The 15,185-nt window shown below is 66.2% G+C and carries 14 protein-coding genes and 1 tRNA gene; 11 read left to right on the top strand and 4 right to left on the bottom strand.

The annotated features are described in order from the left end of the window. Positions 1 to 104: 104 nt before the first annotated feature. The 9 genes from ASG20_RS00840 to ASG20_RS00800 all read left to right on the top strand — a co-directional run bounded on the left by ASG20_RS00840 (position 105) and on the right by ASG20_RS00800 (position 9,618). Positions 105 to 1,469 (top strand): lipopolysaccharide biosynthesis protein, encoded by a 1,365-nt coding sequence (locus ASG20_RS00840; RefSeq protein ID WP_082470673.1) that lies wholly within the window; start codon positions 105 to 107, stop codon positions 1,467 to 1,469. 131 nt (positions 1,470 to 1,600) lie between these two features. Then, a complete protein-coding gene (locus tag ASG20_RS00835; RefSeq protein WP_082470672.1) occupies positions 1,601 to 2,062 on the top strand; it encodes a DUF2141 domain-containing protein in 462 nt (153 codons plus the stop codon). A gap of 85 nt (positions 2,063 to 2,147) precedes the next feature. Then, positions 2,148 to 3,236: a diacylglycerol/lipid kinase family protein gene (locus ASG20_RS00830; protein ID WP_056047357.1), complete on the top strand. Its 1,089-nt coding sequence runs from the start codon at positions 2,148 to 2,150 to the stop codon at positions 3,234 to 3,236. 17 nt (positions 3,237 to 3,253) lie between these two features. Then, the gene (locus ASG20_RS00825) at positions 3,254 to 4,126 is read left to right on the top strand and encodes a hypothetical protein (protein WP_236698725.1); all 873 of its coding nucleotides are present in this window, start codon (positions 3,254 to 3,256) and stop codon (positions 4,124 to 4,126) included. Beyond that, the gene (locus ASG20_RS00820; RefSeq protein WP_056050218.1) at positions 4,123 to 4,890 is read left to right on the top strand and encodes a nucleotidyltransferase family protein; all 768 of its coding nucleotides are present in this window, start codon (positions 4,123 to 4,125) and stop codon (positions 4,888 to 4,890) included. Before ASG20_RS00825 ends, ASG20_RS00820 begins: the two co-directional genes overlap by 4 nt. A 61-nt stretch (positions 4,891 to 4,951) precedes the next feature. After that, on the top strand, positions 4,952 to 5,731 hold the full coding sequence (gene dapB, locus ASG20_RS00815) for a 4-hydroxy-tetrahydrodipicolinate reductase (protein WP_056050216.1): 780 nt from the start codon (positions 4,952 to 4,954) through the stop codon (positions 5,729 to 5,731). Between the two features lie 4 nt (positions 5,732 to 5,735). Continuing rightward, positions 5,736 to 6,437, top strand: a complete 702-nt coding sequence (gene nth / locus ASG20_RS00810) for an endonuclease III (protein ID WP_056047350.1) — start codon at positions 5,736 to 5,738, stop codon at positions 6,435 to 6,437. A gap of 135 nt (positions 6,438 to 6,572) precedes the next feature. Continuing rightward, positions 6,573 to 6,649: transfer RNA gene (locus ASG20_RS00805), tRNA-Arg, on the top strand. Between the two features lie 1,202 nt (positions 6,650 to 7,851). Then, positions 7,852 to 9,618, top strand: a complete 1,767-nt coding sequence (locus ASG20_RS00800) for a methyl-accepting chemotaxis protein (protein ID WP_231420371.1) — start codon at positions 7,852 to 7,854, stop codon at positions 9,616 to 9,618. Between the two features lie 309 nt (positions 9,619 to 9,927). Here the strand turns inward: ASG20_RS00800 and ASG20_RS00795 are convergent, their stop codons facing one another. Beyond that, the gene (locus tag ASG20_RS00795; protein ID WP_056047344.1) at positions 9,928 to 10,221 is read right to left on the bottom strand and encodes a hypothetical protein; all 294 of its coding nucleotides are present in this window, start codon (positions 10,219 to 10,221) and stop codon (positions 9,928 to 9,930) included. A 190-nt stretch (positions 10,222 to 10,411) separates the two neighbouring features. Between ASG20_RS00795 and ASG20_RS00790 the strand changes: the two genes are divergently transcribed. Further along, positions 10,412 to 11,197 (top strand): hypothetical protein, encoded by a 786-nt coding sequence (locus tag ASG20_RS00790; protein ID WP_056047341.1) that lies wholly within the window; start codon positions 10,412 to 10,414, stop codon positions 11,195 to 11,197. 21 nt (positions 11,198 to 11,218) lie between these two features. Here ASG20_RS00790 and ASG20_RS00785 read toward each other — a convergent pair whose 3' ends face one another. The 3 genes from ASG20_RS00785 to ASG20_RS00775 all read right to left on the bottom strand — a co-directional run bounded on the left by ASG20_RS00785 (position 11,219) and on the right by ASG20_RS00775 (position 14,299). Beyond that, on the bottom strand, positions 11,219 to 12,262 hold the full coding sequence (locus tag ASG20_RS00785; RefSeq protein WP_236698755.1) for an MlaA family lipoprotein: 1,044 nt from the start codon (positions 12,260 to 12,262) through the stop codon (positions 11,219 to 11,221). A 179-nt stretch (positions 12,263 to 12,441) separates the two neighbouring features. Continuing rightward, positions 12,442 to 13,197 (bottom strand): metallophosphoesterase family protein, encoded by a 756-nt coding sequence (locus tag ASG20_RS00780; protein WP_056047338.1) that lies wholly within the window; start codon positions 13,195 to 13,197, stop codon positions 12,442 to 12,444. Between the two features lie 7 nt (positions 13,198 to 13,204). Continuing rightward, entirely contained in the window at positions 13,205 to 14,299 is a 1,095-nt protein-coding gene (locus tag ASG20_RS00775) for a catalase family protein (protein WP_201780658.1), read from the bottom strand. A gap of 122 nt (positions 14,300 to 14,421) precedes the next feature. Between ASG20_RS00775 and ASG20_RS00770 the strand changes: the two genes are divergently transcribed. Beyond that, positions 14,422 to 15,099 (top strand): fumarylacetoacetate hydrolase family protein, encoded by a 678-nt coding sequence (locus tag ASG20_RS00770; protein WP_056047335.1) that lies wholly within the window; start codon positions 14,422 to 14,424, stop codon positions 15,097 to 15,099. Positions 15,100 to 15,185 lie beyond the last annotated feature (86 nt).

Genomic DNA, 15,185 nt, shown 5'->3' with positions numbered 1-15,185 from the left:
CGGTCTAGGAGCCGCCCGCCGCTTTGTCACCTCCGCCCCCGCTGCGCACTCCTCCCCCGCGCATCTTGCCGCAGTCGCCGCCGCACTCTAGGGGCCGGTCGCAGATGGTTCAGGACCCCGCTCCTTCTCCGGCTCCGGTGGATGCGTCGGCGCGCGCCGGCACGACCGGGATTTTCCGGGCGGCGGCGCGCAATCTCGGCTGGCTGCTCGCAAGCCGCAGCGTTCTCGCGATCCTGTCGCTCTTCTATCTCGGCTTTGCGACGCGCACGCTGGGCGTCGTCGATTTCGGCCGGTTCGCGTTGATCACCGGCGCCGCGCAGGCGCTGGCGACCTTTGTCGGCTTCCAGACCTGGCAGATCATCGTCCAGTACGGCGTCGAGCCAATCCAGCACGGCGACACGCCACGGCTCGCACGGCTGCTCCGCCTGTCGGCGATCCTCGACATGTGCAGCGCGCTGGTCGGGGCCGGACTGACCGTCGCGATCCTGTTCGCGTGGAGCGACGGGTTCGGCATCCCGCCCGACCTGATGCGCGACACGCTCATGTTCGCGGTGGTGCAGCTGATCACGATCCGCTCGACCCCGCTCGGCATCCTGCGGCTGCGTGACAAATTCTCGTTGTCGGCGGTGGCGGACAGCATGACGCCGATCATGCGTTTCGTCGGCGCGGGTGCGGCGATGCTCTTCGAACCGACGATCCGCGGGTTCATGCTCGCCTGGGCGCTCGCCGAGATCGTCACCGCCGCGACCTATTGGATCATGGTCGCGAAAAGCGGCGATCTGCGCCTGCTCGCGAGCGGCCGCGGCCCGTGGCGGCAGGTGCGCGACGAGAATCCCGGCATCGTCCGCTTCTCGCTCAGCACCAACGCGAGCGCGACGCTGGGCCTGTCGAGCAAGCAGATCCCGCTGCTGCTGGTCGGCGCATCGATCGGCCCCGCCGCGGCCGGCGCGTTCCGGCTCGCGACCCAGCTCGCGCAGGCGCTGGCCAAACTGTCACAGATGCTGTCGCGCGCCGCCTTCCCCGAGATCGTCCGCGCGGTGCGCACCGCCGAGCCGTCGCGCCTGCGCCGTATCCTGATCCGGACGATGCTGGCGAGCACCGCTGCCGCGCTGGTGATCCTGGCGATCGTCGCGCTGGTCGGCGAGCCGATCCTCAAGCTCGTCGGCGGCAAGTCGTTCGGCCATGCCTATCCGGTGCTGCTGTGGCTGGCGGCGGCGGGCTGTTTCGACCTCGCCACCGTCAGCCTCGATACGGTGATGACCGCGCTGCACCGTGCCGGCACCGTCTTCGCGATCCGCGCGGTCGGCGTGCTGCTGCTGTTCGTCGCGGCATTCGCGCTGATGCCGACCTACGGTTCGACGGGAATCGCCGCGGCGGTCGGTGTCGGATCGGTGGCGGTCGCGATCCTGCTCGGATTTGCCGCCGCGCGAATGACCCGCGCGCCGCGCGTCGAGGCTGAGGCGGCGTAATCAGTCCGGCCCGACGGCGCATGCTGTTACGCCCGATGCTGCGACAAAGACGGCGATAAAGGCTGCGTTCACGGCGTAAATGTCATCTGCGCGCCGCTCTATCGCCACTTTTACCCGGTCTTAGTCTGCTGATGAACCCTTTATTCCTTATGATCCTGGGCGCGGCGGCGGTGCTCGCGCCGATCCAGGCGCAGGCGGCCGAGAGCTGCCAAGGTACGCCGGGCAATGGCAACGCCAGGCTGATCCTGGAAGCGACGACGATGCACAACGCCGTCGGCGAGGTCGCGTTCACCGTGTATCCCGATGACAAGAAACGGTTTCTGGCGAAGGGCGGCAAGCTCGTCCGGGCGCGCGTATCCGCCGCCAGCCCGCGCGCCTGCTTCTGGCTGAAGCCGGGCTATTACGCGATCGCGCAATATCACGACGAAAACAGCGATCATGATTTCAACCGGACGCTGTTCGTGCCGAAGGAGGGATTCGGCTTTTCGAACGACGCACCGACGTCGATCGGACTGCCGTCGTTCGCATCGGTCCGCACCGCCTTGCCCGCCTCGGGCACGACCGTGCGGATGAAGATGCGGTATCGTCGATGAACTAAACCCCGTTCACAGACATTGAACGGAAATCTTCCTGACACAAATTTGTAGCGGTTATGTGCCGCGACGGGTATCTACTATCGTGGCTAATGTCGTTTCGAACTTCAATGCATTCAGCGGGCCTTCGCTCTCGCCACCGGCACCGCCGGCATGGCGGCCCGACGGACTGTTCGATCCGGCCGTCGCCGATCGGTACGGCGTGACCCCGCGCGAGGCCGCCGCGAAGATCCGTACCGGTATCATCTGCAATCCCAAGAGCCATCGCAACCGTAGCAGCGTCGAGGCGACCAAGCCGTTCCTGTCGGGCACGGTGTTGGCGGTCACGCCCCGCACCCAGGCCGAACTCGCCGAAGTGCTGACCGATTTCGCGCGCCACGGTATCGAACTGCTGGTGATCGACGGCGGCGACGGCACGATCCGCGACGTGCTGACCGCGGCTGCCCGCGTCTGGACCGGCGCCGCCCCGCGCGTCGCGATCGTTCCGTCGGGCAAGACCAACGCGCTCGCGCTCGATCTCGGCATTCCCGACGACTGGACGCTCGATCAGGCGCTGACCGCGGCGCGCGACGGGACCTTCAAGGTCCGCAGCCCGATCGAGGTGGTGCGCAAGACCGACGGCACGCGTCTGCACGGCTTCCTGTTCGGGGCCGGTGCGTTCGTCCACGCGACGGCGCTGGCGCAGCGCACCCACCGGGCCGGCGCGTTCAACGGCGTCGCGGTCGGACTGGCGCTGTGCTGGGCGATCCTGCAGACGCTGTTCGGCGGCGCCAACAGCGCGTGGCGCGCGGGCGATCGCATGCGGATCCGGTATCAGGGTGGCGCGGCGCCCGCCTATGCCGCCGGCGCCAATGCCGACACCGATCGTGCGCGGTATCTGATGCTGGCGTCGACGCTCCAGCACATGCCGGTCGGTATCCGGCCGTTCGGCACGCCCCGCGAAGGCTTGAAGACCCTGGTGGTCGACGCCCCGCCGCGCTGGCTCGCAGCCGCGACGCCGCTGATCGTGACCGGATCGCCGGCCGCGTGGCTCGACCGTGCGGGCTATCACCGGATCGATTCGGCGTCGCTCGACCTGTCGATGGACTCGGGCTTCATCCTCGACGGCGAAGTCTATCCCGGTGGCGACCTGACCGTGCGCGAAGGCAAGCCGCTCCGCTTCGTCGTCCCTTGAGCGCGCTGGCCGACGTCGTGCGGCGTCAACTGGCGGCCCCGACGATCCAGCCGGTACGCGATGTCGCCGAAATTCTCGCTGCCCATGACGACGTCGTCGCGGTGCTGTTCTACGGGTCGAACCTGCGGACCGGCGCGACCGAGGGGGTGCTCGACTTCTACGTGCTGACTGCCGGCCCACCTGAGCGGGGCATCTGGCCGACCGTCAGCTACCGCGAATTCGCGATGTCGGGCGAAACACTGCGCGCGAAAATCGCGACGATGCGAATGGCGACGTTTGCAAAGGCCGCCGCGGCCAGGTCGCTCGATACCACCATCTGGACGCGGTTCGTCCAACCATCGGCCTTGGTCTGGGCGCGCGACGCCAGTGCCGCCGACGCCGTTGCTGCGGCGATCGGCGAGGCCACGAAATCCGCCGCAAGGTTCGCGGCGGCGCTCGGGCCGGAGGCGGGTACGGCGGACGACTATTGGCGCGCGCTGTTCCGCCAGACCTACGCCGCCGAACTGCGCGTCGAACGCAAGGGACGCGAGGGGCAGATCCTCGGCTTCGATCCGGACCGCTACGCCCGCTTGCTGCCGCTCGCATGGGCCGCCGACGGGATCGCGTTCGCCGACGATGCCGGCGTGCTGCGCCCGAGCCTTGCCGCCGAGACACGCCGCGCGCTGTTGCGCGCCTGGCGCCGCCGCCGCCGGGCCGGCAAACCGATCAATGTCGCGCGGCTCGTCCGGGCCGCGTTCACCTTCGAGGGCGCTGCGCAATACGGGCTGTGGAAGGTCGAGCGCCATACCGGAATCGCCGTGCCGCTTACCCCGTGGCGCGAGAAGCATCCGATCCTGGCGGCGCCCGGCATATTCTGGCGGGTATGGCGCGCGCGGGCGAACCCTGCATGAGCGAGGGGTTCAGTGCGTTGATCCTGGCGGGCTCGCGCGGCGGGGTCGATCCCGTCGCGGGGTATGCGGGCGTCTCGCACAAGGCGCTGATCGTGCTCGACGGGGAGACGTTGCTCGCGCGTGTCGCGCAGGCGTTACGCGAAGCAGGCGCGACGCGGATCGCGGTCTCGGTGTCCGACGACGCGGTCCGCGCGGAGGCGACCGCGTTGGGGCTCGCCGTGCTGACCGCCGCCAACGGCCCCAGCCTCAGCGTGCGCGAAGGCATCGCCGCGCTGGGCACGCCATTGATGGTGACAACCGCCGACCACGCCCTCCTCCACCCCGACTGGGTTCGCCGGTTCCGGGCGGATGCGCCGCAGAGTGCCGACGTCGCGGTCCTGCTCGCGCGGCGTGACGTGATCGAGCGTGCGGCCCCTGGGACCAAACGGACGTATCTGCGGTTCGCCGATGGCGCCTGGTCGGGCTGCAACCTGTTCCAGTTCGCCACCCCGCGCTCGATCGCTGCGCTCGATCTCTGGGCGCAGGTCGAGGCGGATCGCAAACGGCCGTGGCGAATCGTTCGTCGGCTGGGAATTGGCACGTTGCTGCGCTATCTGTCGGGCAGGCTGACGCTGGTCGATGCGGTCGCGCATCTCGGCCGGATGGCGGGATTGAACGCCGCCGCGGTCGCGACGTCGTACGGTCTCGCGGCGGTCGATGTCGACAAACCCGGCGATCTCGATCTGGTCCGCGCGCTCCTCGCCGAGCAGCGCGCCGCGCACTAATTTACCGCTAACACGCAGAACCACCCTGCCCCGGCGGCCGGTTTTGTGGCAGGGTGGCGGCATGCAAACGACAACGCTTTCCGCCCGCCCGAACCGCCCCGCCGCGTCCGCGACCACCGCGATCGGCATCTACGGCAGCGCCGGCCGGATGGGCCGCGCGATCGCCGACGCGATCGAGAGCGCTGGCGCGACGCTGGCTGGCGGGGTCGACGCCGGCGAGGACCCGAACCCGATCGCGAAGCTCGCGGACGTTATGGTCGATTTCTCGACGCCGTCCGCGATCGAGGCGCATCTCGCCGCGGCACGCGCCGCCGGCACCGCGATCGTGATCGGCACCACCGGCCTTTCGCCGCAGCACCAGTCGCTGATCGATGCCGCCGCCAGCGACATCGCCGTGCTGCAAACCGGGAACACCTCGCTCGGCGTGACGCTGCTCAACATCCTGGTCCGCGATGCCGCCGCACGGCTCGGCGCCGACTGGGATATCGAGATCGTCGAGATGCATCACCGCCACAAGGTCGATGCGCCGTCGGGCACCGCGTTGCTGCTCGGCGAGGCCGCCGCGAAGGGGCGCGGAACGACGCTGGCAGAACTCCGCGTCGACAGCCGCGCCGGTCTGGTCGGTGCGCGCAGCGAGGGCACGCTAGGCTTCGCCTCGGTGCGCGGCGGGTCGGTGATCGGCGACCACAGCGTGATCTTCGCGGGCGAAGGCGAGCGGATCGAGCTCAACCACCGCGCCGACGACCGATCCATTTTCGCCCGCGGCGCGGTGCAGGCGGCGATCTGGCTCGCCGGACAACCCGCCGGCCGATACCGGATGGGCGACGTGCTCGGTCTCTGACGCGGTGAAGAAGGCCGACGTCATCGAATTCTATGCGCGGCTGGCTGAGGCCGATCCGCATCCCGAGACCGAACTCGAATTCGTCAATCCGTACACGCTGGTGGTCGCCGTCGCGTTATCCGCGCAGGCAACCGATGTCGGCGTCAACAAGGCAACGCGCGCGCTGTTCCGCGAGGTCGACACGCCCGCGAAGATGGTCGCGCTCGGGCTCGACGCACTGAAGGGGCACATCAAGACGATCGGGCTCTACAACACCAAGGCGAAGAACGTCATCGCGCTCTCGCAGATGCTGATCGACGACTATGGCGGCGAGGTGCCCGACGATCGCGACGCGCTCGAGCGGCTGCCCGGCGTCGGCCGCAAGACGGCGAACGTCGTGCTGAACGTCACGTTCGGCGCCGAGACGTTCGCGGTCGACACGCATATCTTCCGGGTCGGCAACCGCACCGGGCTCGCCCGCGGCAAGACCCCGCTCGCGGTCGAACTGAAACTCGACAAGGCGACGCCGCAGCCATTCCGCCTACACGCCCACCACTGGCTGATCCTGCACGGCCGCTATGTCTGCAAGGCAAGGACGCCCGAATGCTGGCGGTGCATCGTCAGCGACCTGTGCGCCTACAAACCCAAGACGCCACCGCCCAAGGAGCGGGGCAAGAGCACGGGCGGAACAGCGAGCTTGCCGAGTATGCCAAATACGGAGTCCTGACGCGTTTTGCACAGGTCTAACGAATGCATATCACCGTCTCGTGCGGCCAATACGCACGCGACCGACACAGCGCGGCAGCGATCAACATGAAAACGGCTGGCGCAGCCCGCCACGCTTTGCTAGGCGAGGCATCCGGCACCCGTAGCTCAGCTGGATAGAGCGCTGCCCTCCGAAGGCAGAGGCCACTGGTTCGAATCCAGTCGGGTGCACCAAACTTCATTTATTTTCCCCTGATTTTAACTCCTTAGCAGAATCTTTGGCCAACCTTTCCGCAAGGTTAGCCAAAAGCTTGTTTGCGGCGGTGTCAGAAAGCGTGCGCTGATGCGCCGCTGCGGTGTACCGCGCGACCTCGCTGTCGGTCGTGTGACCGGTCCAAGCCTCGATCTCTTGATTCGAGCAACCGGCCTCGGCGAAGCGACCCGCGGCGGCTTTGGGCAGCCCGTGCGCCGAGCAATTCGGCGGACCGTGAGGTGTTCGATGGACTCTGGCAGATCGTCATCGACGATTCCGGTTCCATCACGCACAGCATGAAGAACGATACACGCCAGACCTATACGCGGACGTACCTGACGGGGATCTGTCGCGACGTGGGCATGCCGCTTAGCGTCAACCTCATGATCGAACTGAGTCGTGCGCGCGGCAAGCCCACTTATGACACGGTCTGGTGCCGGTTCGATCAGGTCCTCGCCTCACGCGAGGAACAGCCGGATGATCCCATAGAGTCCGCTCAACAGATCGGCGACGCATACGCCGGTCGGGACGACCAGCTCGAGCCATCGGAGCAACCTGATCATCGTCCCGCCCTCCCCGACCCGCGGGGGCGGCCCGACGTCCCCCTTCGGCCCGTCCACCCCAAATACGACACAAGAACCCCCGCCTCGCCCCCAAGCTTTTCAGGTGGCTTTCGATACAGTTTGCGGATGTGCCGCAGATCGCGGAAACTCTAGCCGTTAGGGGCGATACTAAGCCTCTCGGTTGGATGCAAATTGCTGCACGTAGATGAATACAAAACGCTGTGCATCCGCCAGTCAGGCTCGAGGAACTCACTCGCGTAGCTCGTTCCGATGGGGGTGATTGATAGCTTACTACCCGGGAAAACTATAACATCGCTAACCCTAGCGGCTATTGCCGCTCAACCCTCTGAGATCGGACAATACTTTTATTAGGCCGCGATCCTAATACCCCCCAAATTCTGCCGCTGAACACCCCCAATCTCTTTGATATCCCACGGTTTTTCTTACCACTGGAATTGCATTTTCCGAGGATGAACGAGACGGCGCAACCCGATCATTCCTAACGCAATTTAACCCTGCTGCAATAAGCGGGTCAGCACTTAAATAGCCAACAGTGCCCGCTCCCTGACTCGATCCTCCTATGATTGTAGGAATATTACTGAAACGGGCCTACGAAGCATATGTCGATCGCGAACATGGTACGCGCCGGAACGGCGGCGTTGATAACTTTGTTGCTGGTTGCGGCCCTGGTGGCAGCAACCAGGGTTAACGCGATCCGCATGGGGGGTGACATGCAGGTCAAGTCGCAACAGGCGGCCGATCTGATCGCTGACGTCCTTCCGCCGCCAGAATATGTGATCGAGCCCTATCTGGAGGTCATGTTGCTGCGGGAACAGCCGCAACGGCTAGCGGAGGTACGAACCCGCCTGCAAAAGCTCCACGCGGACTATACGACCCGTCATAATTATTGGGTCGGAGCAAACCTTGCGCCCGAGCTAAAACGGGGTGTCACCGAGGCCACCCACACCCCCGCTGCCGCCTTCTGGCATGAACTCGAAAGCAACTATCTTCCCGCGGTCCAACGCGGCGACCGACTGGCAGCCGACCGCAGCTATGCAACTCTGACCGGCTATTATACCGCGCACCGCCAGCAGGTGGATGCGCTGGTGACGACTGCCACTGCTTATCAGTCGGCGCTTGAAGTCGAGGCTGCTGGGGTGCTGCGAACGGCGCTGATCTGGCTTTGCGGTCTGGCAGCGCTGCTGCTCGTGCTGATCGTCACGGCATCCTACACGCTGCTCCGCAAGGTGGTCCGCCCGTTGGTGGAGGTGTCGGACGTAACCGCACGGCTCGCAATCGGTGAACAGGCAACCGTGCCGCACCGCGGCCGCCGCGACGAACTGGGCCGAATCGCCGATGCTGTGGAGCAGTTCCGTTCGGCATCTGCCGCGCGCACCGCGCAGGATGCCCGGTCCGCAGCCGAACAGCAGGAAGTAACGGCTGCGCTCAGCAGCGGCCTGCTGGCGCTCCACCGCGGCGACCTCACCGCCGAGATCCGCGGCGACTTCCCGCAATCCTATGTTGCGCTCAAGACCAACTTCAACGCCGCACTGGCGGGCTTGCGCACCCTCATCGCGGCGGTGAGCGAAAGTGCGGCCAGGATCAGCACCGGTTCGGGCGAGATCGCGCACGCTTCCGAAGACCTAGCGCGTCGCACGGAATCGAACGCCGCCAGTCTCGAACAAACTTCCGCCTCCGTGGCGCAGATGGATACCCGGCTCGGAGCAACCGCCGCATCGGCAATTCGCACCGTGGAACGTGCCGATGGCGCCATTGCCAGCGTCGGTAATGGCCGCACCGTTGCCGGAGAAGCGGTGCAAGCGATGACCCGCGTGTCGGACAGCGCCAAGGACATCGATGACGTGATCGAAGGGCTCGACAAGATCGCTTTCCAGACCCGCGTCCTCGCCATGAATGCCGCAGTGGAAGCCGGCCGCGCCGGGGACGCGGGCCGCGGTTTCGCCGTGGTTGCGGATCTCGTCTCAGCGCTGGCAATGCGCGCAGAGGAGGAGGCCGGCCGGGCCCGTGAACAGCTTACCGCGACGCAGGCCGGTATCGTCACGGCAGTCGGCATGGTACAGCGGGTCGACGGCGCACTCGCCGACATTTCTGCAGATGTCGTGGAAGTGCATGGCCTGCTCAAACGCATCGCCGATGACAACCAAGCTCAATCTACCGCTGTGTCGCAGATCAACGCCGCCATCGGCACGATGGACCGTTCGACCCAGCAGAACGCCGCTATGGTGGAACAAACCTCCGCCGCTGCACGCACTCTATCGAGTGAGGTGCTGGCGCTTGCGGAACAGGCTGCACGCTTCAACACGAACGCTGAAACTGCCCCGCGTGCGCGCACTACCCGAGAACAGCACCTCGAAATGGCGGGGTAAGACACGCGGCCGGACTCACGCTGATGCCAAATGCCACATGGCGTTACAAGCTCGGAACCCGCGAAGGTAATCATCCTTCCGGTATCCTGCGATATATTTCTATCCGACTTCACAACAGACCATAGAGGTGCGACGTAAACGGGTTGAACGGCACCGAAATCGTGCATCCTCCCAAGGATGCACGGGACGGCGCAAGCCGGCACGCTCACCCGCGGTCGCTGGATGCTGAACCCGTTGGGTTCGGGGCCTCGGGGGGCTGGTGAAGCTTCAAACTGCGCACGCCATAAGAGCTCCTTCTATATTTAGATCTTACAGGGCCTCTGTGTGACCGCTCGGCGGATTTGCACTATCACCAGAAGCGCCGACACGGGCGAGGATGGCGCGCAGCTCGGAGCTCTGGACCTCGGCGATCACGTCGTCGACCGTCGCGGTGTCCAGCTTCTTCTGACGCGCGAGCTTCTCGGCGACAGCGCGGACGAACTCGCTAGGCTTACGGAGCATGTGCCTCACGCACTCACGCACCGTGGCCGGCTGTAGTAGGATGAAGGCGTTCGAGATCTGCTCGCTCTGCTGCTCATCGGGCAGGGAGTCCTCGATCGGCATGTACCGTCTGATCCAGTCGAGGAAGCCGCACGCCTTCAGGCGCGCAACCGCTTCTACAACATCCCGCCGCTTATGCTCTGCGGCAGGCGATGAGTTATGTGCTCGACGATCGGCTTTGCTTCGATGAAGTCTTCGTCATGCCGCGGGTGGCGGTTGCAGGCGCGACCGTGCGCGGCTAGGCGGACAGCCGATGCGGTCGGCGTACCATTCTTCGTCGATCGAGACGCGCGGGTCGGCACGGCGGCGGAGCGTTGCGGTCGGTCTGACGATCGTCGCGCATATCCTGATCATCCTGTTGCTGCTGCGGCTGGCGCCGTCGATGGTCGCCAAGCCGGTCGAACCGCGCAACCCCGTGACGTTCCAGCTCGCACCCGATCAGACCGCGCCGACCCCCGCCAAGCGGACGCCTTCGCCGACCAAGGCGAAGCGTGCGAGCGGTGGTTCTCCGCAACGCGCGGCGCCGCGCGCCGATGCCGCGCAGACGCCCCCCTCGCCGCCCAAATCGCCGCCACCGCTGCCGATCAAGATGCTCGGCGGGATGGAGATGTTCGACGCCGCGGATATCTCGAAGATGCCGTCGCATCCCGACGACCAGCTTGCTGGCGGCGACGGTGGGAGCGGGTCGGGCAAGGGTAGGGACAGCGGGGCCGCGTACGGTCCCGGTGAGGGTCCTGGCGGGGAGCGTTTGATGAAGGTCGAATGGTATCGTCGGCCGACCGATGCGGAGCTGAACGGCTATCTGAAGAGCGCGCCGCCACCGAACAGCTGGGCGAAGATCGCGTGCCGGATGATCGCGAACTATCAGGTCGAGAATTGCCGAGCCTTAAGCGAGTCGCCGGTCGGGTCGGGTCTCGCCCGGTCGATGCGTCAGGCCGCATGGCAGTTCCGCGTCCGCCCGCCGCGGATCAACGGCAAGCCGGTCCTCGGCGGCTGGGTCGAGATCGACATCGAGTTCAATTCGGGATCGGCGCCGTAAGGGACCGCAGTCTTCGCACCGTCAGGGTCGCGCCGGTTCCGGCACCACGGGTTGCACAGCGGTCGCGCTCGGCTCCGCCGTCGGCATCTGCTCGATGATCGGCATGGCCGCGCGAGGGGGCGGTTCGGTGACCCCGCCGGGCCCGAGGATGGCGTCGACGTTGCGGCCGTGGAGATGATCGATCTCCGCCTGGCGTCGGCGCAGGTAGAATTCGCGCGACGCCGCATAGGGATCGGCGGCGTTGTCGTGCAGGTCCTTCAGCGTGTCGTCGAACTCCGAGCGATGATCGAGCGCGCCTAGGACGCCGGCCGGGATCGTGTAGGTCGGACTGGTGAACGGCTTGCCGACCGCGACCGGCAGCATCAGCCGATCAACCCCGCCACCGATCAGATCGCGCAACGTCGTCGGGCCGACCAGTGGCAGGAACAGGAACGGCCCGTTCTTGACGCCGTAATAGCCCAGCGTGTTGGCGAACCCGTTCGACCGGCGCGGCAGGCGGAACGGCCGGCGCTTGGCGATGTCCAGCACGCCGACAGCGCCGACCGTCGAGTTGATCGCGAACCGACCGACGGTTTCGACGGCCTTGCCGGGTTTCAGCTGCAGCAGGAAGTTCACGAACACGATCGGTTCGCGCAGATTGTAGAGGAAATTGTGGATGCCGCGGCGGATCGGCGACGGGACGGTCTTCTTGTACTGACGCGCGACCGGCCCAACGAACGCCTTGTCGACCGCCTCGGTCGCGTCGAACGCGGTCGCGTTGACCGATCGCAGCGGATCGCCCGCGAGCGCTTTCCGCCCGACGACGACGATGTCGTGCGGCGGCCCGGCGTTGCTGCCGGCCTTCCGCGGTGCAGGGGTCGTCGCCTCCAGGATCGGTCGATCGGTTTGCGGCGACACGGGGACCGGCGCAGGCGTGGGCGTGATCGACAGCGACGTTATCGGCGGCGCCAACGCTTGGTCGTCGACGCGCACCGGTGGCTCGACCGGCTGTTGCGCGGCGAGCGACTCGCCGTTCGCCTGCATCGATGTTGCAGCCATCAGCAACGCGGTCGTCCAGGCCAACATATGCACTCATCACCCTTGTAGCCGGCCGCACTGTGCGCTCGCCGAAGCAGGGGCGCCACTACAACCCGATCGGTTACAGCCGCTGTGACGATTAGCGCGGCATAGCAAGCACCTAATGATGCCGGACTGTCATATGCGGTAATACAGCGACGGTAATCCGTCCGGTGGCGGTCATGCGTCTAACGAAGCGGTTTCTTCGCGTCGGTCGACAGCGTGCGCGACAGCGTCACGAAACCACGGCCGTCGACCTGGATCTCGTTGAACGCCGGGGGCGTGCCGCGCGTCCGCTTCGACAACGTGCCCGCACCGATCATGCGGATCGTCCTGCGCTCGCGATCAACGGGGATATCGAAGGGATCGTGGACGTGCCCGGACAAGACGGCATGCGCCCCTGCCTCTGCCAGAGCGGTCAGCGCCTCGTCGCCATAGCGCGTCCTGGCAGTACCCGTCGTCCCGCCTTCGATCAGTGGGTGATGCGCGGCGACGAAGATCAGATTGCCCTTCGGCGCGTCGGCGATCAGCGTCAGCGCACGTCGCAATGAGCCCTGCCCCACCCTGCCCTTCGACCAGTTCCACCGCCACTGCGCGCGCGCGGTCGTCTTCAGCGGGACGATCGTCACGCCGGGCAATTCCAATGGACGTTCGATCATCTGCTCGACCGCGGCATAGCGCTGATACGGTGCGAAGATCCGCCGGAACGGGTCCCAGTAATAGGGAATGTCGTGATTGCCGACCTCCAGCGTCACCGGCACGCCGAGCGAGCGCAGCCAATCGCCGCCGCGTTCGAACTCGCGCTTGGTCGCGCGCATCGTCAGATCGCCCGTCATGATGACGGCATCGGGCTTTTCCGCGGCGACGCACTGGTCGAACCAGGCGATCGCCGCGGGATCCTCCGCGCCGAAATGCACGTCGCTGACATGGAACAGCTTCAGCATGCGAGGGTCACGCAAGTTCGGCGAGCGATGCGGGCTGATGCACCGGGCAACCGTTAAACTTGCCGCGGAAGTTCGCCGACAGCGCGTAGGTGTCCTTGCGCGCTCGGTTCACTCCGCCGAGCGGCTGGTGCGCGGTGACGCCGTTCCAGATGCTGTAGACCAGCGCATCGTCGGTTCGGTCGGTCACACCATGCTCCCAGGAAATTTGCGGCTCGACCCTCAGAGTCGCGACGGTGACGAACGGGCTTTCCGCTTCGTCCCACACCACCGACGCATCCTCGATCGGCATCGCTTCGAGATCGGTGTTGAGCTGGACGCGAAGCTCCCACGCGCCCCCATGCTCGATCAGTTCCTCGCGGACCACCTCGCGCAACGCGTCGGGGCGCGCGGTGATGTCGACCATGTCGCCGGTGAGACGCGTCAGGCTTGGCGAGACGGGAAACAGCGCGACCTTCGCGATATAATCGCCGTAGCGGAGCGGGGTCTGCGAGTAATAGGTTTCGCCTAGCGGGTGGACGGGTTTCGCTCCGCCCAGCGTCTGCAGCGTCGCTGACTGGCCGCCAACCGCTTCGAGCGCGGCTTCGACGACCCGGAAGGTGGCGGACATCGCCTTCTTCACGCCCTCAAACTTGTCGGTGGTTTTCGACAGCAGTTTCAGGTTCTTCGAAAACGCCTTGGCATCCGCGGCGGCGAACGCAGGTCCATTGACCATGATGAAATCCTGCGTCGTCGCGCCGTCCGATCCCGGCAACCGCGCACCGTCGACATCGAGGATCTTCAGCGCGAGACCGCGCGGCAGGCTGATGCTGTCGTCGAGGATGTCGCCGGCATTGGTCGAGATGCGCAGGATCGCCTCGTGCTCGCCGGGGGTCGCGAAGATTCCCTGCGCCAGTTCGGGCGGCAGATCGGCGGCGATGGTCAGCGTCCCGCGGGCGATGCCGTGCGCCTTGGCGTGCACCGCGCGCACCGCATGGCCATAATCCTGCGACGTGGTCTCGAGAATCTCGCGGAACGAGTCCTTGAGGCCGGCCAGCGTCTCCTGCTCGTCGGAGGCGACCGTCTCGACGGACGGATCGTAGCGGACGGGGGGCTTGCTGGGCATCGGGTAGAACTCCATTTCGTATCGGATCGTAACCCCTTGGTCTCGCAAGACGTTCCGCGTGATTGCGATCACGACGTTGCAAACCGGCTGCCAACCGCCGATCAGCGCCATCGAAGGAGCCTATGATGCACATACCCGAAGTCACCCCGCCAACGGTCGCGATCGCCGGCGCCACCGACCGCTTCCCGGTCCGCCGCATTTTCTGCGTCGGGCAGAACTACGCGGACCATGCCCGCGAGATGGGATCGGACCCGGATCGGCAGCAGCCGTTCTTCTTCTCGAAGCCCGCGGATGCGGTGGTCGCGAGTGGTGCGACGCTGCCGTTTCCCACGCAGACCGAGGATTTGCATCACGAGGTGGAACTGGTCGTTGCGATCGGTGTCGGCGGGAAGGACGTCGCGGCCACGGAGGCGGCGGCGATGATCTTCGGCGCTGGCGTCGGCATCGATCTGACGCGGCGCGATCTTCAGGCCGTGGCGAAAAAGGCGGGTCGTCCGTGGGATATGGCGAAGGGGTTCGATCGATCGGCGCCGATCGGTGCGCTGACGCCCGGTGCGCCGGCCGCGCAGGGTGCGATCGCGCTGGCGGTCGATGGCGAGACGCGGCAATCGGGTGACCTGTCGATGATGATCTGGAGCGTGGCCGAGGTGATCGCGGCCCTGTCGAGCTTCGTCGAACTCGCCCCGGGAGACCTGATTTTCACCGGCACGCCCGCCGGAGTCGGCCCGATCAGGCGTGGCCAACGCGTCCGCGCGACGATCAATGGCCTCGAGCCGCTGGAGATCGCCTTCGAGGGCTAAGACGGATCGCCATTAAGTTCGGTTCGGCAAATCCCACCCACTTCCGTCATGCCGGGCTCGTTCCGGCATCCACGGTGCCGCACCAT

This window comes from Sphingomonas sp. Leaf198, from assembly GCF_001424005.1.
Taxonomy (GTDB): Bacteria; Pseudomonadota; Alphaproteobacteria; order Sphingomonadales; family Sphingomonadaceae; genus Sphingomonas.
The sequence above is the reverse complement of the archived record's forward strand: the minus strand, read 5'-3'. Positions and strand labels throughout refer to the sequence as shown.